This is a genomic window from Acidovorax sp. SUPP3334, from assembly GCF_030159055.1.
GTDB lineage: Bacteria > Pseudomonadota > Gammaproteobacteria > Burkholderiales > Burkholderiaceae_C > Paracidovorax.
The window spans coordinates 67,692-93,909 of the sequence record NZ_BQXQ01000018.1; the positions used below are offsets into that span (position 1 = coordinate 67,692).

A 26,218-nucleotide genomic window follows, 5' to 3' on the forward strand; every position below is an offset into this window, starting at 1 on the left:
CTCGGTCTGGCCAACAGGAGGATCGGCTTGCTGCGTTGTCATGAGCCATCGGCCCCATGGTCCGTGCTATCTGCAGTTCGGTAGGACTGCATTTCATGGGTAGGAGTCCCTGGAAATGCCCTGCGGATGCGATGGTCCTTGACCAAAGTGTCCAGATGCCCTTTTCGCAACCCATCTGCATCGCGGTTCAGCAGTTCAGCGAGAACGCTCAAACGGACGTAGCGCCCTTCGCACACGGAGAGGATCACCGCAGCCATGCTGTCCCGATCCAGCCGGGCTTTGGCTCTTGGCAAAGCGGCACGCTGCAGTAAATCGTCGCGTAACGCGGGTGACAACGCCTCCAAGGCATCCACCACGGGCGCATCCAGCAGGGGAGAAAGCAGGCAGCCATGCCCGTCCCGAGGCGCCTGCTCGGTCCCTTCATTCAAAACCCTGCTACTGGCGCCTGGCAATCTTCCGGCGCTATTACCGGAGCTATCTTCGTTACTACCGGAGCTGGCAGCGCTACTACCGGAGCTGTGATCGTTATTACCGGAGCTACCTCCCGCCGCAAAAACCTGCTCCGGGGAAACTGGGGCCGAGCCCGGCAGGTGGTACACCTTGCCCCGGGACTGCCCTTGCGACAGCAGCATGCCGTCTCGCTCCAACCTGGCCAGCGCCTGGCTTAGATCGTGCGGATGATCGGTGCAAATCTCGGTCATGCGCGCGTGGTTGACCACGCCTTCGATCATTGCAGTGGCCAAAATGACCCGCCCCAAGGAATTGACGCGTTCGAAGGCTGCACCGAAGCGGGCCTTCAGTGTGTCCAGCACCGGCCCAGGCAGCAGATCCAGCATGTGCAATTCCAGCAAGGTCTGTTCCGGTACGTCCTTTTCCCGCAACAGTGGCTGACGCCAATGCCGGCTTTGCCACCCGCTGAAAATCTTGGGCATGCCAGAGCCACCCCGCTCTCCCAGGCCGATCAACAGGAACATCTGGTGCAGGATGCGATTGCGGCAATCACTCTCGCCGCCCCGGATCACCTGCTCCAGGGGCAAGCGCAGACCGCCGGGATTGCGAAAGCCGAACATGTCTGGCCGCTTCACCACCAGCACCGATACCCGCCCGGTGTAGTCGGCATGCACCAGCGTATTGACCAGTGCTTCGCGCAAGGCCACATGCACTGGGGTGTCGTCTTGCCGCTGCCCGCCCTTCAAGCCAAAGGGCACCTTCAGGTCCGCTACCAGCTTGCGGTAAACGCGGCGGTAAAACTCGAACAGATTGCCTGACCAGGTGCCGTCTGGCACCAGACGGTCCACCCAGCGCAGTTCCGTCTTGGCTTCCGGGCGCTCCTGATAATCCACGAAATAGTGCGGCACGGCCTCCTGAATGGCCGACCACCGGCCAAACATCAGCAGCCCTGCGAACGTCAGCCCCTCCACGCCCGTGGCACGGTCGCGGCGCCACCCTCGCAGGCTTTGCAAGAAGGCGAAATCATCCTGTTCCAGATAAGGATGGCCGGGCTTTTCATCCTTGAGCATCTGGCGGTAGATGCGCAGGCTTTCCGTGTCGATGTCCTCCATGCCGAAGTGCGACAGGATGCGGGCGTCGCGCTCGTCCTCCACTTGCTCTGCCAGCATGCGCTTGACCGTCTCTTCATCGCACAGCCGGTCGCCGTCGTTGAGCCGTTTGTAGGTATGGCCGAGCGGCTGGCCGTTGAGGAATACGGGCCTTTGCTTGCGCGTGGCCTGCGGAATGCGCACCAGCAAGATCGTCTGGCCTTGCAGCGCCATCTCCTGCACATCGGCATCCGCCAGCAGGTTGGCGCTGACCTTGCCCGGGTTGTTCAGGTTGTTGAACAGGTCTGCCCGCACCTTGGCCGGGTTGGCAATGCCTGCGATGGAGAACACCCCATCCTTCTCGCGCACCCCCAGCAGCACCACGCCCCCATGGGCGTTGGCCATGGCCGAATAGGTGGGCCAGAAATCCTTGGGCACCTCTCCCTGGCCGCTTTGCCCCTGGGCCAGCTTGCATTCCAGCTCCACCGTCTCGCGCAGCAAGGAGAGGTCTTCCAGGGAGTGGATGGAGAACATCACGCGGTTTCCTTGAGCAGTGCCTGCGCGTCGGGCAAGCGCAACTGGCCGGAGATCAGGCGGGGGAGCAGGGTGTCGCGAAGGGTGGAGAGGGTTTGGGCAGCATGAACGTTGTGGGTCATGCGAGCAATCAGTGGTGCAACGGACTCCGTATAAGCCTGGGACACTGATATGGGTGGTACGACGATGGGATATGCAGCAAGGTCGCTCCAACTGACTCGCGGCATCTTTGCGCCATTCGACAACCTCTCTGCATAGCCAATCAAATCAGCGCTGAACAGATGCATCATCGCAACCCCTCTGTATTCGAGCCTCGTGGGTTGGAAAACCAAAACGTCTGTTGAACACACGCCATCAAATGGTGCAACGACTACCTTGTGGAAATAGGGACGAAGCTTTCCGAAGAGTATGTCCCCAGCGGCGAAAGCTGCTTTGGCACTTTCGAGTCCATCAGCAGTGTCCCAGTCCGTCAGGCTAAGTGACCGTCTGGGAATGTGCTCCAGACCAACATAGTTGATCCCATCGTGGAAGTTGGCGGGAGACAGCTGCTTTTTAACTGGTTTAGCAATGTCGGGCAGTGTTCCCTGCCCCCACCCCTTCGGCACCCACCCCAACTCCGACTCCTCCAGCGTATCGGGAAACAGCGCGGCGGTGGCTTCGTCCATGCCCTCGGGGGCGCGGCCTTCCATCTTGGCGCGCACGGGGTCGAAATCGACAAACCACGACTTGAACAGCGCTTGGGCAATGGCTTCGAGCGTGGCGTTGGTTTCGCGCAGGAGGGTGATGCGGTCGTCGAGGGCGCCAAGCTGGGAGCCGATTGCCTTCTGCTCCACAAGAGAAGGCAACGCAATCTTCAGGTTGCCCAATGTTGAGACGTACAAGTTTTTCTGGACGCTACCTTCCGCTAATGTCTCAATCTCGGCACGACTGTGAAGTAACGTATAAAACAAAAAACTTGTGTCGCATGTTGCATTCGGCTTGATATTGATAACTGCTCGATTCCCGCACATGTAGTCCTGCAAGATGCCAATACGGCCAATCGTCCCTGACTTGCTAATTGCGAGCGTTCCAGGAGCGAACAGCGTGGCGCTCTTCCCTGCACTTTCAAAGCCCTTTTTAGACAAGCGACGACCAGTCTCAAACACGAAGCCGTTGTTCAGGTCTGTCGCCCGCAGCCATTTCACGTCATCGCCAAAATAGGAAGGATCACGCTGTGACGGATTTACGTATCCCTCCTGAAATGTCGCGCACTCAGCGAGGCGAACCAAGCTCCGTATCTCAGAACTCATACCCCAGCCCCCCCAGCTTCGCCCGAATCACCGCATCCAGCTCCGCACCTTTGGCCATCTGCTCGCCCAGCTTCTCGGTGAGTTTTTGCATCTTGTCGGCAAAGGCTTCGTCGTCGTCCTCCGCCGCCTCGGCGCCGACGTAGCGGCCCGGCGTCAACACATGGCCGTGCTGGGCAATCTCGGCCAGCGGGACTGAACGGCAAAAACCCGGAATGTCCAAGTATTCATTGCGCAGGCAGCTATTAATTTTGGGGTCTGCATCCAGCGCCTCGCCACGCCAGGCGGCCACGGTGGCGGCGATGCGGTCGATGACCTGGTCGGTCAGCTCGCCCTGCACGCGGCTGATCATTGTGGCGAGCTTGCGGGCGTCGATGAACAGCACTTCGCCCTTGCGCTTTTTGCTCTTGGCCAAAAACCATAGGCAGGCCGGGATTTGCGTGTTGAAAAACAGCTGACCGGGCAGGGCGATCATTACTTCCACCACATCGGCATCGACCATGGCGGCGCGGATCTGGCCTTCGTTGTTCTGGCTGCTGCTCATGCTGCCATTGGCCAAAACAATGCCCGCGCGGCCGGTGGGTTTGAGGTGGTGCAGCATGTGCTGCAGCCACGCGGTGTTGGCGTTGCCGTGGGGCGGGTCGCCATACACCCAGCGGGCGTCGCCCTCCAGGCTGGGGTGCCACCAGTCGCTGATGTTGAAGGGCGGGTTGGCCAGGATGAAGTCGGCGCGCAGGTCGGGGTGCTGGTTGCGCACAAAGGTGTCGGCAGGTTCACGCCCCAGGTTGAAGTCGATGCCGCGAATGGCCAGGTTCATGGCAGCCAGGCGCCAGGTGGTGGGATTGCTCTCCTGCCCGTAGATGGATACGTCGCCCTTCTTGCCGCCGTGGGATTCGATGAACTTTTCGCTCTGCACGAACATGCCGCCGCTGCCGCAGCAGGGGTCGTACACCTTGCCGGTGTGCGGATCGAGCACGGCGACCAGGGTCTTGACGATACTGGCGGGGGTGTAGAACTGCCCGCCGCGCTTGCCCTCGGCGTTGGCGAACATGCCCAGGAAGTATTCATACACCTGGCCGAGCATGTCGCTGGCGGCATCGGGGGTGTCGCCGAAGCCGATGGTGGACACCAGATCCACCAGTTCGCCCAGCTTGCCGTCGGGCAGTTGGGTGCGGGCGTAGCGTTTGTCGAGGATGCCTTTGAGCTTGGGGTTTTCGCTTTCGATGAGCGCCAGCGAGTCGTCGATGTGCTTGCCGATGTCGGGCCGCTTGGCCAGGTTGCGCAGGGTTTCCCAGCGTGCGCCCTGCGGCACCCAGAAGACGTTGGCCTCGCGGTAGTAGTCGCGGTCGTCCAGTTCGGCGGCAAGGTCTTCCGGGCCGGATTCCCCGTAGTAATAGCCGTCGTTCGGATCAGTGAGGCGGGCGGCCACCTCGGCGCGGCGCGCGGCGAAGGTGTCGCTGACGTACTTGAGGAAGATGAGGCCGAGCACCAGGTGCTTGTATTCGGCCGCGTCCATGTTGGCGCGCAGTTTGTCGGCGGTGGCCCAGAGGGTTTTCTTGAAATCGGCGTTCATGCGGGCAGTGGGCAATCGTTGGCAGCCGGCAGGGGCCCCGGCCGCGCGGCACGCAAAGCCCGCTATTGTGCCGCCTCACCCCCCGTGGATCGCCGCCGCCACGATGATGCTGATCCCCAGGCACATGGCAGCCACCACCATGGCGAGGGCCTTGTTCTGCTTCTCGACGATTTCGGCCCACAGGTCGTAGGGCGTGATCTTGTCGATGATGATGAAGCTCACCCAGAACACCAGCACGCCGATGAGCGCGAACAGGATGGAGCCGAAAAACGCGGCGGGCCGCAGCCATTCAAGAGCCATGATGAAGACCTCCGTCAGATGAAAAGGGGTTGCCGCAATAGAGGGCGGTGCTTTGGCGGCTCGTCATTTGTGTCCGCCGCCGCTGGAATATCCGCCGAAGGAGCCGCCTGAACTTCGGTAGCCGCCGCCCGACGATCCCGAGCAGTTGCTCATGAGCAGCAGGATGATGATGAGGATGATCGCAATCACGATGATGGTCCCGCAGCCCAGGCTGGTGGCGCTGGCCAGCGGGGCGGCGTCCGCGCGTTTGAACAGGTCTTTTTGCCCGTCCAGCTTGAAGGCCTGCGCCACCACCGCGCTGTCGATCTTGCTGCCGCTGGACCAGGTGATCTCGCGCGGGGTCTGCTCCATCGACAGCAGGCCGCGGCCGGTGCTGCTGGCGAAGTCGCGGTTGGCGCTCTTCTGGCCGCGCTCCACCGGCCAGTAGAACTCGCCGGCCACGTAGGTGGTCTCGACGTCGTATTGGCTCGATAGCCGGTAGGTGGTGCCCAGGTAGGTGGCGCTCTGGCCGCCGCCGGTCATCTGCGGCGCGCCGGTGGTGGGCCGCACCAGGCTCCAGCCGTCGGTGGCATCCACCAGGAAGGAAAACCCCTTCTTCTGGTTGTAGAGCAGGTACTCGTCCCAGCCGAAATATTCGTCGTCTCCCGGCTCCACGCCCATGCGGTGCTGAAAGCCCACCACCTGCCAGTGCGTGCCTTCCAGCTGCCCCACCTTGCCCAGCGGGATGAGCGGGCTCACCGGCTCGTCCTGCTCGGCATGGCGCAGCTCGGCCCCCAGGCCGCTGGACAGGTCGATGAGGCTGTTGCACGACGGGCAGGTCAGGCTCTTGGTGCTGCCCAGCTTCACGGACACGGGCGCGCCGCAGTTGGGGCAGTTGAACTGGCGGCCTTTTTCGTCCTTGGCAGACGCGTCCTTCAGGCCCTGCAGCTTCAAATCTTCGAGCTGCACGGCCCGGCCGCGGTCCACCTTCGGGGGCATGCTGCCGTAGTCGATCGACAGCACCTCGCCGTCCGCGCTGCGCAGCTCCACCATGCTGAAAGGCTGGCCCAGCGGCGGCAGCTTGGGCAGTTCGCCCTGGGCGGAGATGAGGTGCGCCTGCACGTTGGCGGCCACGCTGTACGGCTTGCCGGCCACCGCCGTGGTCATGCCGACCCGGAACTGCTCCGCCGCGGGCAGCTCGCGCCCCACCGCGGTCGGCCGCGTGAACACGTAGGCGCCGTTGTCTTCGCCCAGGGTGGCGGTGGTGCCGTCGTCGAGGAAGGCGTTCCACTCGGTCCAGGTGCCGGTGTCGCCCTTGTATTGCAGGCGCCCGATCAGCGTGAAGGGCAGGTCCTGCCCGTCCAGCACGATGCGGCCGCTGGCCATGAGCTGCAGGGGGCTGTGGTCGTCGAAGACCTCGGCCATCTTGCCCACGCGCGTGAGCACCTCGCCGCTGCGCACCACCGTGCTCTGGCAGTACGGGCAGACGGCGTGGGTGGACTGCGCGCTCTTGAATTCGACCGGCGCGCCGCAGCCGGGGCAGGGCGCGCGGTAGGTACGCTGGGTGCCGCTCTCGGCCATGTTTTTTGGAGTGTTTTTGGCCTCCTGCCCTAGTATTGATTGGGCAGGATGCTATTCAATCGATAGCGACGACTAGACCAGCTTCTTGAGCAGTTCGGCCTTCTTGGCGTCGAACTCCTCCTGCGTGAGGATGCCCTTGGCCTTGAGCTCGCCCAGCTTCTCCAGCGTGGCCATCACGTCCTCGGGCTTGACGCCGGCCGCCGGCGCGGCTGCCACGGCGGCAGCGGCCTGCTGGGCCGCTGCGGGGTTCTGGCCCTGCAGGCCCTGCTGCAGGTTCTGCGCCAGCACCTGGCCCAGCGCCACGCCGGCGCCCAGGCCCATGGCGTCGCCGGCAATGCCGCCCCCGCCGTTGCCCGAGCCTTCGGCGAACTTCGGAATCGCCTGCGCCGTCTGGTACTGCATGAACTTGCCCATGTCGTTGCCGACCATGCCCATGCCGATCTTCTGGTCCAGGATCTTCTGCAGCTCTTCGGGCAGCGAGACGTTCTGCACCGTCATGCCTTCCAGCAGCAGGCCGATCTTGGCGAACGCGGGCTGCTGCTCCTTGGCGAGGGCTTCGGCGAACATCACCTGGTTGGCCGCCAGATCGAGGAACGGCAGGCCGCTGCCCGCGATGGCGTTGCTGATGTTCTGCAGCACCAGGCCGCGCAGTTGGCCGTCGATCTCGGAGACGGTGTATTCAGCGCGCGTGCCCGAGATTTCGGTGTGGAACAGCTTGGGGTCGGCCACGCGGAAGGCGTAGTTGCCGAAGGCGCGCAGGCGCACGGCGCCGAAGTCCTTGTCGCGGATGGTGATGGGCTGCGGCGTGCCCCACTTCTGGTCCACCTGCTGGCGCGTGCTGAAGAAGTACACGTCGCTCTTGAACGGGGACTCGAAGAGCTTGTCCCAGTTCTTCAGATAGGTGAGCACCGGCAGCGTCTGCGTCGTGAGCTTGTAGGTGCCGGGGCCGAACACGTCGGCCACCTGGCCCTCGTTCACGAAGACCGCCATCTGCGACTCGCGCACCACCAGCGTGCCGCCGTTCTGGATTTCCATGTCCCGCATCGGGAAGCGCCAGGTCAGGGTGCCGTCGCTGTCCTCCGTCCACTGGATGATGTCGATGAACTGTTTCTTGATGAAGTCCATGAGGGCCATGCGGTGCTCCCGTTCGAGGTGTGCGGAGGGGTTGAAAAGTGCGGCCATCATAGCGGCGCCCTGGCGCTTGGCTATCGCGGTGTTGGACACGATCAATTGGCGCTCGCCAATGCGCTATGACCGCTTTACGCGTCGCAGTCGGAGAAATTCTGTCCGTCGCAGATCACGACGACGTGCGTGCCATGGTCGGCCATCGTCAGCACCTCTGAACCACTCAGCGCCACTTGCCGTTCCTTGGACGCCTTCGCGGTGGGCATTGCACTGGGCAGCGAGTCGGAGAAGGAGGCTATGGAGTAATTTGCTGGTTGTTAGAGCCCGCCTGTTCGTTTACCCATTCCCGGCTTTTGCCCTTGACGCACCAATCAGGGTTGCGGATCCAGTCTGTGAACCACATTGCAGGGTTGTCCTTCAAGTCCGAGCAAATCGAGTAGCCCAAGGTGGGCATATAGAAGCGCAGGGCCACCGAAGTGACTGGGATCAACACCATTACAAACACATTCAGCAAGAGGGCGAACATGAAAAACCGCTCGAATTTCTTGATGCTGTTTTCGCGGCAGGGTACCGCGCGCATCGCGCCCAACACCATAGCCACAAGAAATGTAAACGCCGTGAACGGCGCCATCTGGGCAACAGGTGCAATTCGGACAACGGGGGCCAGAGAAGCAATTTCCTGAAAGGTGGGTATCAGTCCATATTGAGTTGCCAGAATACCGCTCGCCGCGATTCCAAGAAATAGCGGCGTAATCCACCACATGGCTTTCCGTAATGTCTTGGCGTCGTGCATGCTCTGATGGTATTCAAGTGGCAGCGATCTAATATCGCACGCAGGCAATGCGGCAAAGCCAGTCCTTCACGCTTTGATCGATAGCCCTGCCTAATTCGACTTTCTTTTGCGCCACGGCATTGCGCAGATCGTCCTGCCAAGATTGTGTCTTGGTGTCGATGTAGTAGATGCCCTGGGCGGTCTGCTCCGGAAGCATTTTGAGGGCGGCGATCACCTTGCCTTTGATCCCATAGTGGTTGTCCAGCGAGTTAAGAACATAGCCGCCAAACACGGCCGTGATCGCCATCGCAAGCAATGGCGCCACAGCCACCGTTGTGACCAGAGAGATGCCGACAGCCGCTGATATAGCTGCCGATGCCAGCCATGCCGATGGCGTTCAGCGTTTTGGTGATGGCAAGCGCATCATTGGCTCCCTGCGCTACCGGCCCAACCCACGGCTCACTGGCTGCTGGAGCCCACGGTGCAGGCCGTGGCGTTCTTCTTCCATGAAAAGGCCTGGGAGCGTGCCGCCCGCCGCCGCGCGGCGGCGGCCGAGAGCAATGCCGCCTTGGCGGCGTGAGAGGGCCGTTCATGCCGTTTCGCACCTGGCTGATGGAGCGCCTGGCCGGCCTGGCCGGCGCCCAACCCTGAACCCCTGGAAGGTCAGGCCCGGGTGTCGAGCAGCGAGCCCATCATGCGGTCTTCGGTGCGCAGCACCTGCAGATTGGCCTTGAATGCGTAGGTGGCGGACATCTGATCGACCGCATCGGCCTCCAGCGAAGCCCCCTCCTGCGCCGCGCGGCCCACGCGGGTGGTGGCCACGCCGCCTTGGTCCGCCACCGCCTCCTGGTCCACCGTCTGGCGCTTGAAGCCGGGGGTTTTCATGTTCGCCACGTTGTTGGCCGACACATCCATGCGCACCTGGGCGGCGCGCAGGCCGGAAGCGGCGATCGAGGAAACAGAGGCCATGGAAATGCTCCGGTGGAGGGCAGGGAAGTGGCCGGATTATCCGCCGCGGGTGCGCGAATGACCAGCCCGGTTGCCGTCCTCCCAACGTTCGGCGCCCGCGCCGGCAGCGGCGTGGCCCGTGCGGAAGAAGCCGAAATCTCGTTGTGCTATTAAATTAATAGCTGTATGCCCTAGTGGATATTGCGCTGGATGCCGATTCGACCGAGATCCGAATCCATCAATCGGCGTTCACGTATTCCGGGTGCCGGGCGCAGATATCGTCCACCTGGCTGAGCGTGCCCGACAGGTGCGCGCGCAGCGCCTCCTGTGCAGCGCCCGCATCGCCCCGCGCGATCGCGTCGGCGATGGCCCGGTGGTCGGCCAGCACGGCCTGGGCCTTGCCCGCGCTGGGCAGGTGCAGGTGGCGCAGCCGGTCCACGTGGCCCGAGTGGCTGCGCACCAGATCCCACAGGCGCGGCACCTCGGCCGCCTCGTACATCAGTTGGTGGAACGCCTGGTCCGCCTGCGAAAACGCATCGGGCTGCAGCGGCTCGGCCGCAGCCTGCATCACGCTGATCTGGGCCTGCAGGCGCTGGCCGATGGCCTCGCCGCCCTGCAGCGCCAGGGTGCGCACCACTTCGAGTTCGATGGAGCGGCGCAGGTAGTGCGCCTGCCGCGCGGCCGGCACGTCGATGCGGCTGACCACCGTGGCGTGCTGCGGAAAGATGTCCACCAGCCCCTCTTCGCCCAGCCGCATGAGCGCATCGCGCACGGGCGTCTGGCTGATGCCGAAGCGCTCGGCCAGTTCGGCGCGCGCCAGCACCGTGCCGGGGGCCAGGTCCAGCGACACGATGGCGGCGCGCAGCTTTTCGAAGATCTGCGGCGCCGCGTGGCGCGACAACACGCCGCCCCCCCGAATCCCTGCGCAGCGCCCGGTGGTTCGCCCCCGACGACCTGCGCTCCTTCGGCCACCGTTCCCGCATCATGCAGATGGGCTACGCGCCCGAAGACTGGGTGGGCAAGCCCATCATCGCCATCGTCAACACGTGGTCGGACATCAACCCCTGCCACGGCCATTTCAAGCAGCGCGTGGAAGACGTCAAGCGCGGCGTGCTGCAGGCGGGCGGCTTTCCCATCGAGTTGCCCGCCATCTCGCTGGCCGAGGCGTTCGTCAAGCCCACCACCATGCTCTACCGCAACATGCTCGCCATGGAGACCGAAGAGCTGCTGCGCAGCCACCCGGTCGATGGCGCGGTGCTGATGGGCGGCTGCGACAAGACTGGCCCCGGCCTGCTGATGGGCGCCATCAGCATGGGCCTGCCGTGCATCTTCGTGCCCGCCGGCCCCATGCTGCGCGGCAACTACAACGGGCAGGTGCTGGGCTCGGGCTCGGACGCGTGGAAGCTCTGGGACGAACGCCGCGCCGGCCAGATCACGCAGACGCAGTGGCTCGGGGTGGAAGGCGGCATCGCCCGCAGCCACGGCACCTGCATGACCATGGGCACGGCCAGCACCATGACGGCGATCGCCGAGGCCATCGGCATGACGCTGCCGGGCGCATCGTCCATTCCCGCGCCGGACGCCAACCACGTGCGCATGAGCGCCGAAAGCGGCCGCCGCATCGTCGAGATGGTCTGGCAGGACGAAACCCCGGCGAAGCTGCTGAGCCGCGAATCGTTCCTGAACGGCATCAACGTCGCCATGGCCGTGGGCTGCTCCACCAATGCCATCGTCCACCTGGTGGCCATGTCGCGCCGCGCGGGCGCGCACTGCGCCGTGACGCTGGATGATTTCGACGCGGCCAGCCGCCACGTGCCCGTGATCGCCAACGTGCGGCCCAGCGGCGACACCTACCTGATGGAAGACTTCTACTACGCGGGCGGCCTGCCCGGCCTGATGTCGCGCATGCCGCAGCACCTGCACCTGGGTGCATGCACCGTCACCGGCCGCACGCTGGGCGAGAACATCGAAGGCGCGGCGGTCTTCAACGACGACGTGATCCGCCCATTGGACAACCCCATCTACGCCGAAGGCGCTCTCGCCGTGCTGCGCGGCAACCTCGCGCCCGACGGCGCTGTCATCAAGCCCAGCGCCTGCGCGCCGCACCTGCAGCAGCACACGGGCCCGGCGCTCGTGTTCGACGACTACCCCAGCATGAAGGCCGCGGTGGAAGACCCCGACCTCGACGTGACGGCCGACCACATCCTGGTGCTGCGCAACGCCGGCCCGCAGGGCGGCCCCGGCATGCCCGAATGGGGCATGCTGCCCATTCCAGCCAAGCTGGTGAAGCAGGGCGTGCGCGACATGCTGCGCCTGTCCGACGCGCGCATGAGCGGCACCAGCTACGGCGCCTGCATCCTGCACGCCGCGCCCGAGGCCTACATCGGCGGCCCGCTGGCGCTCGTGAAAACCGGCGACCTCATCACCGTGGACGTGCCCGCGCGCCGCATCCACATGGAAGTGAGCGATGAGGAACTCGCCCGCCGCCGCGCCGCCTGGACCCCGCCGCCCGCGCGCTACCAGCGCGGCTACGGCTGGATGTTCAGCCGCCACATCCTGCAGGCCGACCAGGGCTGCGACTTCGATTTCCTCGAAACCGGCTTCGGCGCCCCCGTGCCCGAGCCCGACATCTTCTGAACCCCGGAGACATGCCCTTGAACCCCACCACCCGCGACCGCCTCGCCCACGTCAGCACCGCCACGCTGTGCACCGCCCTCTTCAAGAAGGGGCTGCGCAACCAGTTCCTGCAGAACGTGCACCCCTTGCGCACCGGCCGCGCCAACATGGTGGGCGAGGCCTTCACGCTGCGCTACATCCCGGCGCGCGAAGACCTGAATACCATCGACGTGTTCAAGAACCCCGACCACCCGCAGCGCAAGGCCGTGGAAGCCTGCCCGCCCGGCGCCGTGCTGGTCATCGACAGCCGCAAGGACGCGCGCGCCGCATCGGCCGGCTCCATCCTCGCCTCGCGCCTCATGAAGCGCGGCGTGGCCGGGCTGGTCACCGACGGCGGCTTTCGCGACACGCCCGAGATCGCCGCGCTCGACATGCCGGCCTACCACCAGCGGCCCTCGGCGCCCACCAATCTCACGCTGCACCAGGCCATCGACATCAACGGGCCCATCGCCTGCGGCGACGTGGCCGTGTTCCCCGGCGACGTGCTGGTGGGCGATGGCGAGGGCGTGATCGTCATCCCCGCGCACCTGGCCGATGAGATCGCCGCCGAAGCCACCGAGATGACCGCCTTCGAAGACTTCGTGACCGAGAAGGTGCTGGAAGGCCGCTCGATCATCGGCCTGTACCCGCCCACCGACGCCGCCACCCACGGCGACTTCGCCACCTGGCGCGCCGAGAAAGGCCGCTGACACGCGGCGCTGTCAGCCCGCACCCGTTTTCCGCTTTCCCATTTCCCCCGCATCGCAGCACCACAACGACAACCCGGAGACAAACCCCATGCGATTCATTCGGCACACCGCCTTGCTGGCCACCCTCGCCCTGGCGCCATTCCTCGCCGTCGCCCAGGAATGGCCCACCGCCAAGCCCATCACCTACGTCGTGCCGTTCACGCCCGGCGGCTCCACCGACATCATCGGCCGCGTGCTCGCCAACAAGCTGGGCGAGGCGCTCAAGCAATCGGTGGTGGTGGACAACAAACCCGGCCAGGCCGGCGGCATCGGCGCCTCGTACGCGGCCAAGGCGGCTCCGGACGGCTACACGCTGTTCGGCGGCACCATCAGCACGCACGCCATCAACGCCAGCCTGTACAAGAACCTGTCGTACAACCCGGTCAAGGACTTCGAGCCCGTGGCGCTCGTGGCCACGCTGCCCAACGTGCTCATCGTCAACCCCGCGCTGGGCGTGAACTCGGTGAAGGAACTGATCGAGCTGCTCAAGAAAGACCCGTCCAAACGCATGTTCGCGTCGTCGGGCGCGGGCACCTCCACCCACCTCGCGGGCGAGATGTTCGGCGACCTGATCGGCGTGAAGCTCACCCACGTGCCGTACAAGGGCACGCCGCCCGCCCTCACCGACGTGGCGGCCGGCCAGGTCTCGTTCATGTTCGACCAGATGACCGCCGCCCTGCCCCTGGCCAAGGCCGGCCGCGTCAAGCTCCTGGCCGTCACCACCGGCCAGCGCATCGCCCTCGCGCCCGAGCTGCCCACCATGATCGAGTCCGGCGTGCCCGGCTTCGAGATGTCGTCCTGGCAGGCCGTGTACGCCCCCAAGGGCACGCCCAAGGCCGTGGTGCAGCGGCTGAACGCCGAGATCGTCAAGGCATTGAAGCAACCGGATGTGGTGGACAAGCTGCACACGCAACTGGGCATGGACATCGTGGGCAGCACGCCGGAAGCACTGGCGGCACACATGGCCAAGGAGATTCCGCGCTGGGCGGAACTGGTGAAGAAGTCGGGGGCTTCGGCGGATTGATTGGAAAGTGCGCAGGCCTGTTCCTGGTTTGAGGCCTGCCCTCTTCAAGAGAATGCCAGCGACGCATTGCTTGTCAAATATCGTAAGCCTTCGATGTAAGCAATGCGCAAGAAAAATCGGGACACTGCGACGCGACCATGGAAGATATCGCCGCATCTGATCTCAAATCCATACTGCACTCCAAGCGGGCCAATCTCTATTACCTTGAACACTGTCGGGTCTTGGTCAATGGTGGCAGGGTTGAATATGTGACGGATGCCGGCAAGAAAAGCCTGTACTGGAATATTCCCATCGCCAATACCACCAGCATTCTGCTGGGGACCGGGACTTCGATTACCCAGGCGGCCATGCGTGAATTGGCCAAAGCCGGCGTATTGGTGGGGTTTGCGGGCGGCGGGGGCACCCCATTGTTCAGCGCCAATGAGGTGGATGTGGAAGTGGCATGGTTCCCACCGCAGTCCGAATACCGCCCCACGGAGTATCTGCAAGCATGGGTGCGTTTCTGGTTCGATGATGAACTGCGGCTGATGGCAGCCAAAGCCCTTCAGATTCAGCGACTGCAAAGGCTGCGGACGCAATGGACCACGCGTTCTGTGCGCGAGGCCGGATTCGTGGTGGACGCGCAGCGCTTGCAAAATTTGCTGGATCCGTTCATGGTGCACATCGCCAACGCGCCAGACGTAACGGCGTTGCTCACCGATGAGGCGCGGTTGACCAAGGCGCTTTTCAAACTGGCTGTGGACGCAACGGGCTATGGCGATTTCACACGTGCCAAACGCGGGACCGGCAGCGATGCCGCCAACCGCTTCCTGGACCATGGCAACTACCTGGCCTACGGGCTTGGCGCGACCGCCACGTGGGTGTTGGGTCTCCCGCACGGCCTAGCAGTGCTGCACGGCAAGACACGACGGGGTGGATTGGTCTTCGATGCGGCTGACCTGGTAAAGGATGCCTCGATCCTGCCGCAGGCTTTTCTCTCGGCGATGCGGGGAGACGATGAACAGCAGTTTCGCCACCACTGCATCGATGCCCTGACCCGCAGCGAATCACTGGACTTCATGATCGATACGCTCAAGGCGATCGCATTGGAGACGGCGAGGCACGCACAGAAGTCGGTGCCGTGAACGTCCTTTTCGTATCCCAATGCAGTAAACGGGCCTTAACGGAAACCCGGCGCATCCTTGATCAGTTCGCGGAACGGCGTGGAGACCGCACTTGGCAAACCCCCATCACGGCGGATGGATTGGACAGCGTTCGCCGGCTTCTGCGGAAAACGGCTCGCAAAAACACCGCTGTCGCGTGCCACTGGATCCACGGCAAGGACCACAGTGAGCTGTTGTGGGTGGTGGGCGATGGCCGGCAGTTCAATGCGCAAGGCGCGACCCCCACCCACACCACGGCCAGCAACATCCTGCGCGTGGAGGATGAAAGCAGTTGGCACCACTTGCCTCTGATGACTTCGTTGGCGGCGCTCGCTGCCCTGCTTCACGATTTGGGAAAAGCCACGCAAGCTTTTCAAGACCGCCTGAAAAATCTCGGTGTGCGCGAGCGCAACCACTACCGCCATGAATGGGTCTCGGTGCGCCTGTTTCAGGCTTTTGTGGGCCGCGATGACGATGCTGCATGGCTGCAGCGTCTGGCCTGTTGTGCAGACGCCGCCACGGACACCAGGGCGTTCGAAGCGCTATGGTTGGACCACGCAGGAGGGCGATTGCTGCGCGATGGTCTTGATGAACCGCAGGCCACGCAGCATCTGCCTTTTGCCCAAATGCCTCCGCTCGCACAAGCGGTGGCTTGGCTGGTGTTTACCCACCATCGCTTGCCTTGTCTTCCGGTGCATCGGCCCGAGGGTAGCCATGAGGAGGACATCGGCCTGCCTCGCGCCAAATGGCACCGCTTTGGTGCCCGCCCCCCATTCGTCAACAGCAAAGAGTTGGATGGGGCCCTGGCCCGCGTCAGCGCTGATTGGAACGAGCCCCGCGAGCAAGCCTCCACCGCCACCGTACAGGTCCACTGGCACTTTCCGCATGGCTTGCCTGTGGCGACATTGGCTTGGCGCAAACAGGCTGCGCGCTATGCCCGCAAACTGCTGGCACGGCCCCAAGCCCCGGGCGACGCAGGCGTATTGCATGACCCCTACACCATGCATGTGGCGCGCCTGTGCCTCATGTTGGCAGACCACCACTACTCCAGCATCAGCGACGAGCCACGGCGCCTGCCCTATCGCAACGCGGGCTACCCGCTGTACGCCAATACCTGTACGGATGCAATCAAAAAAGATAGCGACAGGGGGCTTTTTGGGAAGCACGGGAAGCCGTTTTTCAATCAAACGCTGGACGAACACCTGCTTGGCGTTCAAGGGCATGCCACACTGATTGCGCGCTCTTTGCCCAGCCTCGGGCGAAGCCTGCCCGCACTGCAAAACCACAAGCCACTGAAAAGGCGCAACACCGACATCCGCTTCGCCTGGCAAGACAAAGCTGCCGACTTGGCTGCGAGCGTTCGCTCCCGTGCCGCTGCACAAGGCGCTTTCATCGTCAACATGGCTTCCACGGGATGTGGCAAGACGTTGGGCAACGCCCGGATCATGAATGCGCTCGCCGACCCTGCCACGGGCCTGCGCTGCGCGTTCGCCATCGGGTTGCGTACGCTCACGCTGCAAACCGGGCGCAGTTTCCAACGCGATCTGGGTCTCAGTGAGGAGCAAATCGCCATCCAGGTAGGTGGCTCGGCCAGCCGGGCTCTGTTCGACCATTGGGAGTGGCAGGCCGAAACCACTGGCTCTGCGTCGCGCCAGCAGTTGCTTGATGAAGCGTGCACCGTGCTCTACGAGGGAAACGACCAGCATCCCTTGCTGCAGCGCCTGACCGACGATGCCAAAGCCCGCGCCCTGATCGCTGCACCGTTGCTGGTCTGCACGGTGGACCATCTCACTCCCGCCACCGAGAGCCTGCGTGGCGGTCGCCAGATTGCACCCATGCTGCGGCTCATGACTGGTGACCTGGTACTGGACGAGCCAGACGATTTCGACATGGCCGATTTGCCTGCCTTGACGCGCCTGGTGCATTGGGCAGGGTTGCTGGGTTCTCGCGTGCTGCTGTCGTCCGCCACGTTGCCGCCGGCATTGGTGGAAGGACTTTTCCTTGCTTACCGTTCCGGGCGTGCGGTGTACCAGCAGCATCGCAGCGAACGGCCTAATGCGCCGGTCGATCCTTGCTGCTTGTGGATCGATGAGTTCAATCAGACCACGCAAGACTGCGCCGATGGTGCCGCCTTTCGTGTGGCACACACCCAATACGTGCAAAAACGGGTGATCCGGTTGGCCCAGGCAGAAGTGCGCCGCCTGGCGCAGATCGCCGATTTGCCTGATGAGTGGCGTGACATGGACCAGGCCGAAAGGCGCACGGATTTTGCACGCCTGTTACTGCACCATGCCTGGCAGTTGCACCAGCATGCCTGCAATCACAGTATCGACCCCATCAGTGGCAAGCGTGTGAGCATGGGACTGATCCGCATGGCCAACATTGATCCGCTGTACGAGGTGGCTTTGGCGATACATCGGTTGGGTGCACCGGCTCCCGAGGTGCGCGTGCATTTGTGCGTGTACCACTCGCAATTCCCTCTGCTGGCGCGATCGGTCATCGAGCAGCAGCTCGATACCCTGCTCGATCGCCGTGGCGCCCGTGGAGGGCAAGACCCAGCGCTCCAGCGCCCCGCGTTGCGTGCTCTCATCGATCGCCACTCAGAGCCCCACCATTTGTTCATCGTGCTGGCTAGTCCCGTCAGTGAGGTGGGCCGGGACCACGATTACGACTGGGCGGTGGTCGAGCCCTCGTCCATGCGGTCGCTGATTCAACTGGCGGGTCGTGTGCGCCGTCATCGGCCGGGTAGCGTGGCAGACGCCAACATCGTGGTGCTCGACCGCAACCTGCGGTCGTACGAGCACATCGGTGAAGCGGCTTTTTGCAAGCCTGGGTTCGAGATGGATCCGCAGCCCGCCGGTACCACCGACGCGGCGCGCTGGTTCCACCTGAAGTCCCATCGCTTGCGCGATGTGATGGCGCGCACGGCACAAGGCAAAGCGCCGTGGGCGGTGGATGCGCAACCACGCATTGCGACGGCTGCCGACAAGCTGCAACCCAACCGCTACCTAGTGGACTTGGAGCATGCCCGCATGCACGACAGCATGCTGCCGCGCCATGCAGACGGTCAAGACACCACCGCCCCCATCCGCGCAGCCAGCCTGCATTGGGCCCATCAAGGCAACCTGTGGCTTACCGGCCTGCTGCCGCAATACCAGCGCTTTCGCTACGACCCACAGCCGCGCGACGACGTGGTCTTGCTGCCCGATGAAGACGAATCCACCTTGCAATTGCATCGCGTCGATGACGGGCCTGGTCGAGGCAACAGGCTCTACGTGCGCATAGAAGACAGCCAGCTGGATCGGGTGCCGGAGTCCGCGTTTGCTGCCAGCACTGTTTCACCCTGGTCAGGTGTGAACTTGATACATGAACTGACCCAATTGGCGCAGGCCCAGGGTTTGACCTTGCAACGGTGTGCTGAACGCTATGCAGGTGCCAGCTTGCCCTCCAAGCAGCAGGGATGGCGGTTTCATGAGTTTTTAGGCTTTACAAAAAAAGTCTGATCTACCTGTTCGGCAGTGGATCGACAGCTAAATTTTGTAGCTGACTTTTCTGAGCTGTTTATTCAACAGGCTTGCAAAGATAGCACGCTACAACTAACATGCCGACACCAAGATGATTTTCATACATCGAAATTTTGAAGTTGACTGGTTGAAATTGAAATTCAAGAAAACCGTGGTGCGAATTCCAGTCGCACCACGGTTGATTCAGCCACGTGCTGTAGAGGCACCAAACAAGAAAGGGAGGTCACAGTGGATAGCTTTCGCGCTCTAAGAAGAGCCTTCATAGCTTTCTAGCCGTTTTCAAATCCCCGGTTGGCTTCGTGCTGACCGGGGATTTTAGCTTTCAACCCTTTTGGAAAGATATCGCTATGTCTGAAGCCCAGCAAACGGGTGCCAAGGCAGGCTATCGAGCGACCATCAATGCATTCTTGCAAGAGCGCTTGCAAGCAAAGCTCGACAAGCTTACGCCCGAAGATCCACAACGCGATGAGATCATCGCTTCGTTTTCGCAGCATATTTGGTTGTCCAGCGCAGCTAAGCGCGTAGAGCAAATCCAGGCCGTCACCCACTCCCTCAAACCCATTCACCCCGACGCGCGAGGCACCAATCTGTATGTGGAGCCTGGGCATCTTCCTTCGCTGGATGATCTGGGCAGCCATGCCCTCGGCGATCGGTTTGTAAGCGATGTGGTGGGCAACGCGGCAGCGCTGGATGTGTACAAGTTGCTCAAGCTGGAGGTGAATGGGCGCACTTTGTTGAGCGCCCTGCTGGACCAGGATCCCGATGCCATGGCGGCGCTAGATGCGGACCCTGTGCAGGCCCATGCGTTGCGCGATGCGTTTGTATCGCTCATCCAGCCGCGTGCCGGAGGCGCCAGCAGCCACCCGCTGGCCAAGCAGCTGTATTGGCTTGTGGGCGCAGATGCCGGCAAGGACAGCGACTATGTCCTGCTCGCGCCGCTTTACGCCACGTCGCTGGCCCAGGCCGTGCATACCCAGATGCAGGAAGACCGCTTCGGCGAAGCCAACAAAGCCGCCCGAGATGCCCGGCGCGAGCGCAAAGCGCACGAAGGCACATATCACGTCTATCCAGGGCTGGCGGTGCAGAACATGGGTGGTACCAAGCCGCAGAACATCAGCCAGCTCAACAGCGAGCGACGGGGCATGAACTATCTCCTGTCGTCGCTGCCACCCCAATGGAAATCCAGTGAAGGGCGATTCCCCGTGCATGCGGAATCGGTGTTCGACCGCCTGTTCATCGCCCGCCCGGAGGTACGCCAAACGGTACGTGCACTGCGGCATTTTCTCGAATCCGACCCCGAGCCCAACCAAGCGACGCGCCAGCGGCGCGAAGCCCTGCTGGACACGCTGCTGGACGAACTGGTTTCGCTGGCCGTCGAGATGCAGCAGCTGCTGCCACCGGGGTGGACTGTGCATGACCCGGAAAAACGCTTTGCCAAGCTGAACTACCAAGAGCAGCTTTGGCTGGACCCGCTGCGTGCTGAGCTGCCGGAAGAGCCGGTATTTGCGTTCGATTGGCTTTGCATGGACTGGCCTGCAGCCATCGGCAAGCGCTTTGCCAACTGGCTGAACGATCAGCTGCGTGGCAAGCTGCCGCTGGGCGATGCCGAAGCGCGCGAGTGGAAAAAAGTGCTATTGACCGATGAGGACGGCTTCCGGCAGCAATTGCGCGAAATGCGTGACAAGCTGGACGCGCCGCACCATGTGTCCGTCCGACAAACGCATGCTGAGCTGGCCAAGGCATCGGGGGAGGACGCATGAGCCAAGCCCAACCCCAGGCCCTTCTCGTTCTCCCCCATCTGCGGATCCAGAACGCCAACGCCATCGCCAGCCCGCTCACGCACGGCTTTCCGTCCATCACGGCCTTTACCGGGCTGATGTGGGCGCTGGAGCGCAAGCTGGCCCGGGCCGGTGTGCCACTGCGCCTTCATGCGGTGGGCGTGGTCTGCCACCACCACCAGGAACAGGTGACGCACGGCTATGTGCGCAGCTTTAACCTGACGCGCAATCCCGTGGACAAGGATGGCAGCACTGCCGCCATCGTGGAAGAGGGACGCATGCATCTGCATATCACGCTGGTGATCGCCGTATCCGAAAAAAACACGCCTGGCACGGCATCGGTGCTGGTGCAGGGCAATCAGGCGCAATGGGCGGAATGGGCTCGCATCGCTGGTGAAACCCTCGCGGGCATGCGTGTGGCGGGCGGCAGTGTGCTGCCCTCGCGCGCAGTGCCAGGAAAGCGCGTGCGGCCATGGATGGATATCGTGCCCGATGACCCGGTGGAAGCTGCCAGCCTCTTTCGCACATGGCGGCGGCAGTGGCTGCCTGGCTTCGCCTTGGTGGGACGCGACGACCTGCCGACAGTGCGCTTGCAGCAACTGCGCGCGACGCATGCACAAGCCACTTTGCTGGACGCTTGGCTGCACGCGGCCCGCTTCAACCACCAGCCGCTGCCTAGCGCGGACGGAATGCCTGCAATCGACGGCCAAGTGGCCTGGGGGGATCCGTTTCGGTCCAAAGGCAGCGGGTGGATCGTGCCCATCCCCGTTGGATATGCAGCGCTCACGGCAATCCATACCGCAGGCAGTGTGCGCAATGCCAGAGATGCCATGGTGCCCGTGCGCTTCGTTGAGTCGGTTTACTCGATGGGCGAATGGGTCAGCCCGCATCGGCTTCAGAGCCTGCAGCAACTGCTGTGGCAACCCGAGACCGACGAAACCCTGGGCCTGTACCGCTGCCGCAACGGCTATCAGCCTATCCCGGGAAAGGCTGGTGCCGACGCCGCAGCCGGCGGCGCGAGCGATTGGGATGACGAAGAGGTCTATGACTACACCTGAACAGACAGCGCCTTATCCGGCTTGCCGGATTTACCCCCATTTTTCAAGGATTGACACCATGACCGAGAAACTCTCCACCGCTTCCGTTCTGGCCTTTGAACGCAAGCTCGACCCGTCTGATGCCGTGTTTCATGCCGGCCTCTGGGATGACCGGGCCCAATCGCATGCTTGGCAGCCCGTCACCATCCAACCCAAATCGGTGCGCGGCACCATCAGCAACCGGCTCAAGGCAAAAGACCAAGACCCTGCCAAGCTTGACGCCGCCATCGAAAAGCCCAACCTGCAAACCGTGGATGTGGCCGCGTTGCCCCCACAGGCCGATACGCTCAAGGTGCAGTTCACCCTGCGCGTGCTCGGGGGAGCAGGCACCCCATCGGCCTGCAATGGCGCGGCCTATCAGGCCAAGCTGCTGGCCACTGTGCAAGGGTATAAGCAGCAGCACGGCTTTGCCGAACTGGCGCAGCGCTACGCGGCAAACTTGGCCAATGGCCGCTTTCTGTGGCGCAACCGCGTTGGTGCAGAGCGCGTGCAGGTCATCGTGGAACGATTGCAAGACGGCAAGGCTGCTGAGTCCTGGTCTTTTGATGCCCTCGCGTTGAATACACGCGCCATAGGTGCTGTCAGCTCCGAAGTACCCGGGCTGCAAGGGCTGAGCCAGCTCATCGCGGGCGGGCTGGCAGGCAACACCCATGCGCTGTTGCGAGTGACGGCCTTTGTGCGACAAGGCGCTGGGCAAGAAGTGTTTCCGTCGCAAGAACTCATTCTGGTCAAGGGCAGCGTAGGCAAAAGCAAAACCCTGTACCACATCAACGGCATGGCTGCCATTCACTCTCAGAAGATCGGCAACGCCATTCGCACCATCGACACTTGGTACGAAGGCGCCGGCGAACTGGGCCCGATTGCCGTGGAACCCTACGGCTCTGTCACTACTCAGGGAAAAGCGTATCGGCAGCCTAAGCAAAAGCTGGATTTCTACACGCTGCTGGATGAATGGCTGCTGAAAGACAAGGTGCCCCCCGCTGAACAACAGCACTTCGTGATGGCCGTATTGATCCGTGGCGGCGTTTTCGGCGATGCGAGCTGAGTCGAGCGCCAACCATGACCACGCATTACATCGACCTGTCTCTGCTGCCGGATCCGGAGTTCAGCCCAACCCTGTTGCACAGCGCACTGTTTTCCAAACTGCACCGTGTTTTGGTGCAGTTGGGAACGGGCGAGATCGGCGTGAGTTTTCCGGGTTTGAATCCGCAAAAAACGCACCTGGGCGACACGCTGCGGCTCCATGGCCCCCAGCCTGCGTTGGAGCGATTACAAGCGTTGCCCTGGCTGCAAGGCATGCGCGACCATGTACTGGCAGGCAACGTCGTGCCAGTGCCTGTGGGCGCGGCACACCGGGTGGTGCGCCGGGTGCAGGTGCACAGCAGCCCTGATCGCTTGCGGCGCCGCCAGATGCGTCGGCATGGCTATGACGAGGCAGAGGCCCAAAGGCGTATCCCGGATGGCGCGGCGCGGCGGCTGGACCTGCCTTATCTGAACTTGCAGAGCTCCAGCACAGCACAAGCCTTCCGCTTGTTTTTCGAGCATGGCCCGGTGCAAACCGTGCCGAGCCCCGGCCGCTTCAGCGCTTATGGGTTGAGTCCTCTGACAACGGTTCCGTGGTTTTAACCCTTTTTTTGGAGCCATGGTTGAAGCCTTTATAAATCAAGCACTTGGGAGTGTTGGGGGTAAAAGGGACAAATAGGGGCAGCGGCTGTTTTCTAGTTATCAATCAATAAGTTGGAGAGATTTTTCTCCACTTCACTGCCGCATAGGCAGCTCAGAAAAAGATCGTTTGGCGAGAAGGGAGTACTCGTACCTTCACTGCCGCATAGGCAGCTCAGAAAAGGACGTCGCGCGCCGCCTGGCTCAGCGCCGCCTTCACTGCCGCATAGGCAGCTCAGAAAACACTGGCGCCGATCAAGAGCGAGCGCGAGCACTTCACTGCCGCATAGGCAGCTCAGAAATGCCTGGGGCGCCGAAGCCAGATACGCATCAACTTCACTGCCGCATAGGCAGCTCAGAAAACATAAAGAGCTTGCGTGCTGCGCGGGTCTTTCTTCACTGCCGCATAGGCAGCTCAGAAAATGAAGACCCTTTAACCTGAATTTTCTGGAGTCTTCACTGCCGCATAGGCAGCTCAGAAATAACAGAACAACCGAAAAACTGAAAGACAACGCTTCACTGCCGCATAGGCAGCTCAGAAATGCCGTACCCGATGCACGCCCCGAAGTGGGTGCTTCACTGCCGCATAGGCAGCTCAGAAAATTGAGGTGACGCGATGAGCCTGCCGCCCAACCTTCACTGCCGCATAGGCAGCTCAGAAAGCACAAGAGCTTGAAGATCTGCAGTACTTCCGCTTCACTGCCGCATAGGCAGCTCAGAAAAACGCCAGCCGCTACGCCACGATCAACGCCAACTTCACTGCCGCATAGGCAGCTCAGAAACTGGCGCAGAGTGGGAATGGCGTCGTCTTGGGCTTCACTGCCGCATAGGCAGCTCAGAAATATAAGTCCTCACGTTGACGACTCCGTAAAAACTTCACTGCCGCATAGGCAGCTCAGAAAAGCCTAGCCTTTCCCTCATGGCTCAATATGGCCTTCACTGCCGCATAGGCAGCTCAGAAATTAGCAATCGCAGAGATTGAGCGCCTGGACCGCTTCACTGCCGCATAGGCAGCTCAGAAATGGCTCAGTGCTGCATCCCGCTCCACTGCCTGCTTCACTGCCGCATAGGCAGCTCAGAAAACGCTGCTGGTACATCCATCCTCCTTTTTTGCCTTCACTGCCGCATAGGCAGCTCAGAAAGGCGATCGAGGTACTGCGCGCCCGTGGGGCCGCTTCACTGCCGCATAGGCAGCTCAGAAACTGCCCGTTCTGCGGCGGTGACGCCAACGCGACTTCACTGCCGCATAGGCAGCTCAGAAACGCAGAAATCTTGGCAGGCCGCACTGCTGCTGCTTCACTGCCGCATAGGCAGCTCAGAAAAACACCACATGGACGCACCCGAAGAGAGAGTGCTTCACTGCCGCATAGGCAGCTCAGAAAACCCGGCAGTGCGAAGGAGAGGCCAGCCATTGCTTCACTGCCGCATAGGCAGCTCAGAAAGCTAGCGATGGGTCGCTGGCGCGCAGCAGTAACTTCACTGCCGCATAGGCAGCTCAGAAAAGTCGCGGATCGTGGAACAGGACCATCTTCGTCTTCACTGCCGCATAGGCAGCTCAGAAATGCCCGGCTGGCGCCTCCTGGAGGCCCCGCTGCTTCACTGCCGCATAGCCAGCTCAGAAAATGGTATTGCGGGTGCTGCCGACCTTGGCGGTCTTCACTGCCGCATAGGCAGCTCAGAAAACGGCAGTGCCACGCACTGAGCTGAACACCAGCTTCACCACCGTAAAGGAAGGAAAGTTCAAATGAGGGATAGATGCCGCCTGCCATGGATGGTGTCCACGGTCGTTCCCCTGGCTACTTGTTAGAAGAATGCGCCCCCACCAAGCACCGCTGAAACGCCTGCGCCGCCCTCGGCGGCTCGGGCGACCTTCGCAGCAGGCTCACGAACTGGCAGTCGTAACGCAGCGCCTCGGGCCGCACGGCCTGCAGGCGGCCCCGGCGCTCGAAGGCTTCGGCGTAGTGGTCCGGCAAAAATCCCAGGTAGCGGCCCGAGAGCACCAGCGTGGCGATCGACTCCTGGTCGAAGCCTGTGGCGGTGCGGGTGAGGCGGGCCTGATGGCTCAGTTCCATGTTGGGTGAGTGATAACCCAGGCCGGCGAACGGGTAGGCGCGCACGGCGTCCCAGTCGAGTGCCGAGTGGTCCGCCCCGAACAGCGGGTGGCCCGCGCCGCAGTACAGCAGCATGGTTTCGCCGAACAGGTCGGTGTACAGCAGGCTTTGCGAGGCGCGGTGGGCGGGGATGATGCCCACCTGGTAGGTGCCGTCGATCACGCCGCGCTCGATGGCATTGATCGAGCCCACGTGCATCTGCAGGTGCACGTCCGGCGCCTGGGCGGTGAAGGCGGCGATGGCCTCGCCGATGCGTGCGGCCGGGTTGCTGGCGGTCTTGTCGAACACGGCCACGGCGAGCTGGCCGCCCATGCGCGAATGAATGCCGTCCACGCTGTCGCGAAAGCCCTGCACGGCGGCCAGCAGGCGCAGGGTTTCGTCGTACACGCGCTGGCCTTCCGGCGTGAGCGCGAAGCCCGCGCGGCCACGCCGGCACAGGGTCAGCCCCAAGCGGGTTTCCAGGTCTTTCACGTGGCGGCTGACGGTGCTGGTGCCGATGTTCAGCTCCAGCTCGGCCGCGGCCATGCCGCCGCAATCGACCACGCTCTTGAAGACCTGCAGCAGCCGCAGGTCCATGTCGCTCAGCTGGCCCAGAACGGCCCGCTCTCGCGATGACGGTGCGGGGGGCGCGGCAGCGGCGACGGCGACGGGTGTGGATGGCTTTGTGGCCCGGGGCTGGGCAGGGGCTGGGGGTGGCGCATGGCGGGGCACGGCGGCGTCCTTTACTTGCATGAATCGTCAAGTAAACATTGATATCTGTCTATTTGAGAGATTATCGGCGGCCTGAACAATGGGGCTGTCCGCCGGCTGGGGCGTGCCGCCACGCCTGGCCTGCCCGGC

The 26,218-nt window shown here is 62.9% G+C and carries 20 protein-coding genes, 1 pseudogene and 1 CRISPR repeat array; of the genes and pseudogenes, 10 read left to right on the top strand and 11 right to left on the bottom strand.

Going from position 1 to position 26,218, the window contains the following annotated elements; genetic code table 11:
- Window positions 1–38 precede the first annotated feature (38 nt).
- The 8 genes from AVHM3334_RS12250 to AVHM3334_RS12285 all read right to left on the bottom strand — a co-directional run bounded on the left by AVHM3334_RS12250 (window position 39) and on the right by AVHM3334_RS12285 (window position 8,995).
- Entirely contained in the window at window positions 39–2,072 is a 2,034-nt protein-coding gene (locus tag AVHM3334_RS12250) for an RNA/DNA-binding domain-containing protein (RefSeq protein ID WP_284412649.1), read from the bottom strand.
- Window positions 2,072–3,340 (bottom strand): restriction endonuclease subunit S, encoded by a 1,269-nt coding sequence (locus tag AVHM3334_RS12255; RefSeq protein WP_284412651.1) that lies wholly within the window; start codon window positions 3,338–3,340, stop codon window positions 2,072–2,074. Before AVHM3334_RS12255 ends, AVHM3334_RS12250 begins: the two co-directional genes overlap by 1 nt.
- 10 nt (window positions 3,341–3,350) lie before the next feature.
- Window positions 3,351–4,931 (bottom strand): type I restriction-modification system subunit M, encoded by a 1,581-nt coding sequence (locus tag AVHM3334_RS12260; RefSeq protein ID WP_284412652.1) that lies wholly within the window; start codon window positions 4,929–4,931, stop codon window positions 3,351–3,353.
- A gap of 75 nt (window positions 4,932–5,006) precedes the next feature.
- Window positions 5,007–5,231 (bottom strand): DUF350 domain-containing protein, encoded by a 225-nt coding sequence (locus AVHM3334_RS12265; protein WP_284412655.1) that lies wholly within the window; start codon window positions 5,229–5,231, stop codon window positions 5,007–5,009.
- Between the two features lie 63 nt (window positions 5,232–5,294).
- A complete protein-coding gene (locus tag AVHM3334_RS12270; protein WP_284412657.1) occupies window positions 5,295–6,791 on the bottom strand; it encodes a DUF4178 domain-containing protein in 1,497 nt (498 codons plus the stop codon).
- Window positions 6,792–6,863: 72 nt separating this feature from the next.
- Window positions 6,864–7,925 (bottom strand): SPFH domain-containing protein, encoded by a 1,062-nt coding sequence (locus AVHM3334_RS12275; RefSeq protein WP_284412659.1) that lies wholly within the window; start codon window positions 7,923–7,925, stop codon window positions 6,864–6,866.
- A gap of 286 nt (window positions 7,926–8,211) precedes the next feature.
- Window positions 8,212–8,709 (bottom strand): hypothetical protein, encoded by a 498-nt coding sequence (locus AVHM3334_RS12280; RefSeq protein ID WP_284412661.1) that lies wholly within the window; start codon window positions 8,707–8,709, stop codon window positions 8,212–8,214.
- Window positions 8,710–8,737: 28 nt separating this feature from the next.
- Window positions 8,738–8,995: a hypothetical protein gene (locus tag AVHM3334_RS12285; RefSeq protein WP_284412663.1), complete on the bottom strand. Its 258-nt coding sequence runs from the start codon at window positions 8,993–8,995 to the stop codon at window positions 8,738–8,740.
- Between the two features lie 159 nt (window positions 8,996–9,154).
- On the opposite strand from AVHM3334_RS12285, the pseudogene AVHM3334_RS12290 reads away from it, so the two are divergent.
- Window positions 9,155–9,268 (top strand): annotated as a pseudogene (locus tag AVHM3334_RS12290) (DUF2061 domain-containing protein); the annotation flags it as partial.
- Window positions 9,269–9,351: 83 nt separating this feature from the next.
- On the opposite strand, the gene AVHM3334_RS12295 reads toward AVHM3334_RS12290, so the two are convergent.
- Both AVHM3334_RS12295 and AVHM3334_RS12300 read right to left on the bottom strand, forming a co-directional pair.
- Entirely contained in the window at window positions 9,352–9,657 is a 306-nt protein-coding gene (locus tag AVHM3334_RS12295; RefSeq protein ID WP_284412665.1) for a flagellar basal body rod protein FlgC, read from the bottom strand.
- 217 nt (window positions 9,658–9,874) lie between these two features.
- A complete protein-coding gene (locus AVHM3334_RS12300; RefSeq protein WP_284412667.1) occupies window positions 9,875–10,540 on the bottom strand; it encodes a GntR family transcriptional regulator in 666 nt (221 codons plus the stop codon).
- 17 nt (window positions 10,541–10,557) lie between these two features.
- Here AVHM3334_RS12300 and araD point away from each other — a divergent pair, with 17 nt between their 5' ends.
- The 9 genes from araD to cas6f all read left to right on the top strand — a co-directional run bounded on the left by araD (window position 10,558) and on the right by cas6f (window position 23,231).
- A complete protein-coding gene (gene araD, locus AVHM3334_RS12305; protein ID WP_284412693.1) occupies window positions 10,558–12,273 on the top strand; it encodes an L-arabinonate dehydratase in 1,716 nt (571 codons plus the stop codon).
- A gap of 17 nt (window positions 12,274–12,290) precedes the next feature.
- Window positions 12,291–13,001 (top strand): ribonuclease activity regulator RraA, encoded by a 711-nt coding sequence (locus tag AVHM3334_RS12310; protein ID WP_284412669.1) that lies wholly within the window; start codon window positions 12,291–12,293, stop codon window positions 12,999–13,001.
- An 88-nt stretch (window positions 13,002–13,089) separates the two neighbouring features.
- Entirely contained in the window at window positions 13,090–14,064 is a 975-nt protein-coding gene (locus tag AVHM3334_RS12315) for a Bug family tripartite tricarboxylate transporter substrate binding protein (protein ID WP_284412671.1), read from the top strand.
- A 137-nt stretch (window positions 14,065–14,201) separates the two neighbouring features.
- Window positions 14,202–15,188, top strand: a complete 987-nt coding sequence (gene cas1f, locus AVHM3334_RS12320; protein ID WP_284412673.1) for a type I-F CRISPR-associated endonuclease Cas1f — start codon at window positions 14,202–14,204, stop codon at window positions 15,186–15,188.
- Complete coding sequence (gene cas3f / locus AVHM3334_RS12325; RefSeq protein WP_284412675.1) at window positions 15,185–18,709, top strand: type I-F CRISPR-associated helicase Cas3f; 3,525 nt, start codon at window positions 15,185–15,187, stop codon at window positions 18,707–18,709. Before cas1f ends, cas3f begins: the two co-directional genes overlap by 4 nt.
- Before the next feature lie 320 nt (window positions 18,710–19,029).
- A complete protein-coding gene (csy1, locus tag AVHM3334_RS12330) occupies window positions 19,030–20,490 on the top strand; it encodes a type I-F CRISPR-associated protein Csy1 (RefSeq protein WP_349816619.1) in 1,461 nt (486 codons plus the stop codon).
- On the top strand, window positions 20,487–21,566 hold the full coding sequence (gene csy2 / locus AVHM3334_RS12335) for a type I-F CRISPR-associated protein Csy2 (RefSeq protein WP_284412677.1): 1,080 nt from the start codon (window positions 20,487–20,489) through the stop codon (window positions 21,564–21,566). Before csy1 ends, csy2 begins: the two co-directional genes overlap by 4 nt.
- 58 nt (window positions 21,567–21,624) lie before the next feature.
- Window positions 21,625–22,650 carry a type I-F CRISPR-associated protein Csy3 gene (csy3, locus tag AVHM3334_RS12340; protein WP_284412679.1) on the top strand — a complete coding sequence of 342 codons (1,026 nt, stop codon included), beginning with the start codon at window positions 21,625–21,627 and terminating at the stop codon, window positions 22,648–22,650.
- Between the two features lie 14 nt (window positions 22,651–22,664).
- Window positions 22,665–23,231, top strand: coding sequence for a type I-F CRISPR-associated endoribonuclease Cas6/Csy4 (gene cas6f / locus AVHM3334_RS12345; RefSeq protein ID WP_284412680.1), 567 nt, complete (start codon window positions 22,665–22,667; stop codon window positions 23,229–23,231).
- A 130-nt stretch (window positions 23,232–23,361) separates the two neighbouring features.
- Window positions 23,362–24,949: direct repeats of the CRISPR family, unit length 28 nt; unit sequence CTTCACTGCCGCATAGGCAGCTCAGAAA.
- A gap of 114 nt (window positions 24,950–25,063) precedes the next feature.
- Here the strand turns inward: cas6f and AVHM3334_RS12350 are convergent.
- Window positions 25,064–25,954, bottom strand: a complete 891-nt coding sequence (locus AVHM3334_RS12350) for a LysR family transcriptional regulator (RefSeq protein WP_284412697.1) — start codon at window positions 25,952–25,954, stop codon at window positions 25,064–25,066.
- Between the last annotated feature and the right edge of the window lie 264 nt (window positions 25,955–26,218).

What these genes read in the sequence shown, in the direction of transcription:
- csy2 (WP_284412677.1), top strand. Translation starts at nt 20,487, where the DNA reads ATGAGCCAAGCCCAACCCCAGGCCCTTCTCGTTCTCCCCCATCTGCGG.
- AVHM3334_RS12315 (WP_284412671.1), top strand. Translation starts at nt 13,090, where the DNA reads ATGCGATTCATTCGGCACACCGCCTTGCTGGCCACCCTCGCCCTGGCG.
- csy3 (WP_284412679.1), top strand. Translation starts at nt 21,625, where the DNA reads ATGACCGAGAAACTCTCCACCGCTTCCGTTCTGGCCTTTGAACGCAAG.
- AVHM3334_RS12260 (WP_284412652.1), bottom strand. Translation starts at nt 4,931, where the DNA reads ATGAACGCCGATTTCAAGAAAACCCTCTGGGCCACCGCCGACAAACTG.
- AVHM3334_RS12285 (WP_284412663.1), bottom strand. Translation starts at nt 8,995, where the DNA reads ATGGCGATCACGGCCGTGTTTGGCGGCTATGTTCTTAACTCGCTGGAC.
- AVHM3334_RS12280 (WP_284412661.1), bottom strand. Translation starts at nt 8,709, where the DNA reads ATGCACGACGCCAAGACATTACGGAAAGCCATGTGGTGGATTACGCCG.
- AVHM3334_RS12250 (WP_284412649.1), bottom strand. Translation starts at nt 2,072, where the DNA reads ATGTTCTCCATCCACTCCCTGGAAGACCTCTCCTTGCTGCGCGAGACG.
- AVHM3334_RS12265 (WP_284412655.1), bottom strand. Translation starts at nt 5,231, where the DNA reads ATGGCTCTTGAATGGCTGCGGCCCGCCGCGTTTTTCGGCTCCATCCTG.
- AVHM3334_RS12275 (WP_284412659.1), bottom strand. Translation starts at nt 7,925, where the DNA reads ATGGCCCTCATGGACTTCATCAAGAAACAGTTCATCGACATCATCCAG.
- cas6f (WP_284412680.1), top strand. Translation starts at nt 22,665, where the DNA reads ATGACCACGCATTACATCGACCTGTCTCTGCTGCCGGATCCGGAGTTC.
- AVHM3334_RS12350 (WP_284412697.1), bottom strand. Translation starts at nt 25,954, where the DNA reads ATGGACCTGCGGCTGCTGCAGGTCTTCAAGAGCGTGGTCGATTGCGGC.
- AVHM3334_RS12295 (WP_284412665.1), bottom strand. Translation starts at nt 9,657, where the DNA reads ATGGCCTCTGTTTCCTCGATCGCCGCTTCCGGCCTGCGCGCCGCCCAG.
- AVHM3334_RS12270 (WP_284412657.1), bottom strand. Translation starts at nt 6,791, where the DNA reads ATGGCCGAGAGCGGCACCCAGCGTACCTACCGCGCGCCCTGCCCCGGC.
- cas1f (WP_284412673.1), top strand. Translation starts at nt 14,202, where the DNA reads ATGGAAGATATCGCCGCATCTGATCTCAAATCCATACTGCACTCCAAG.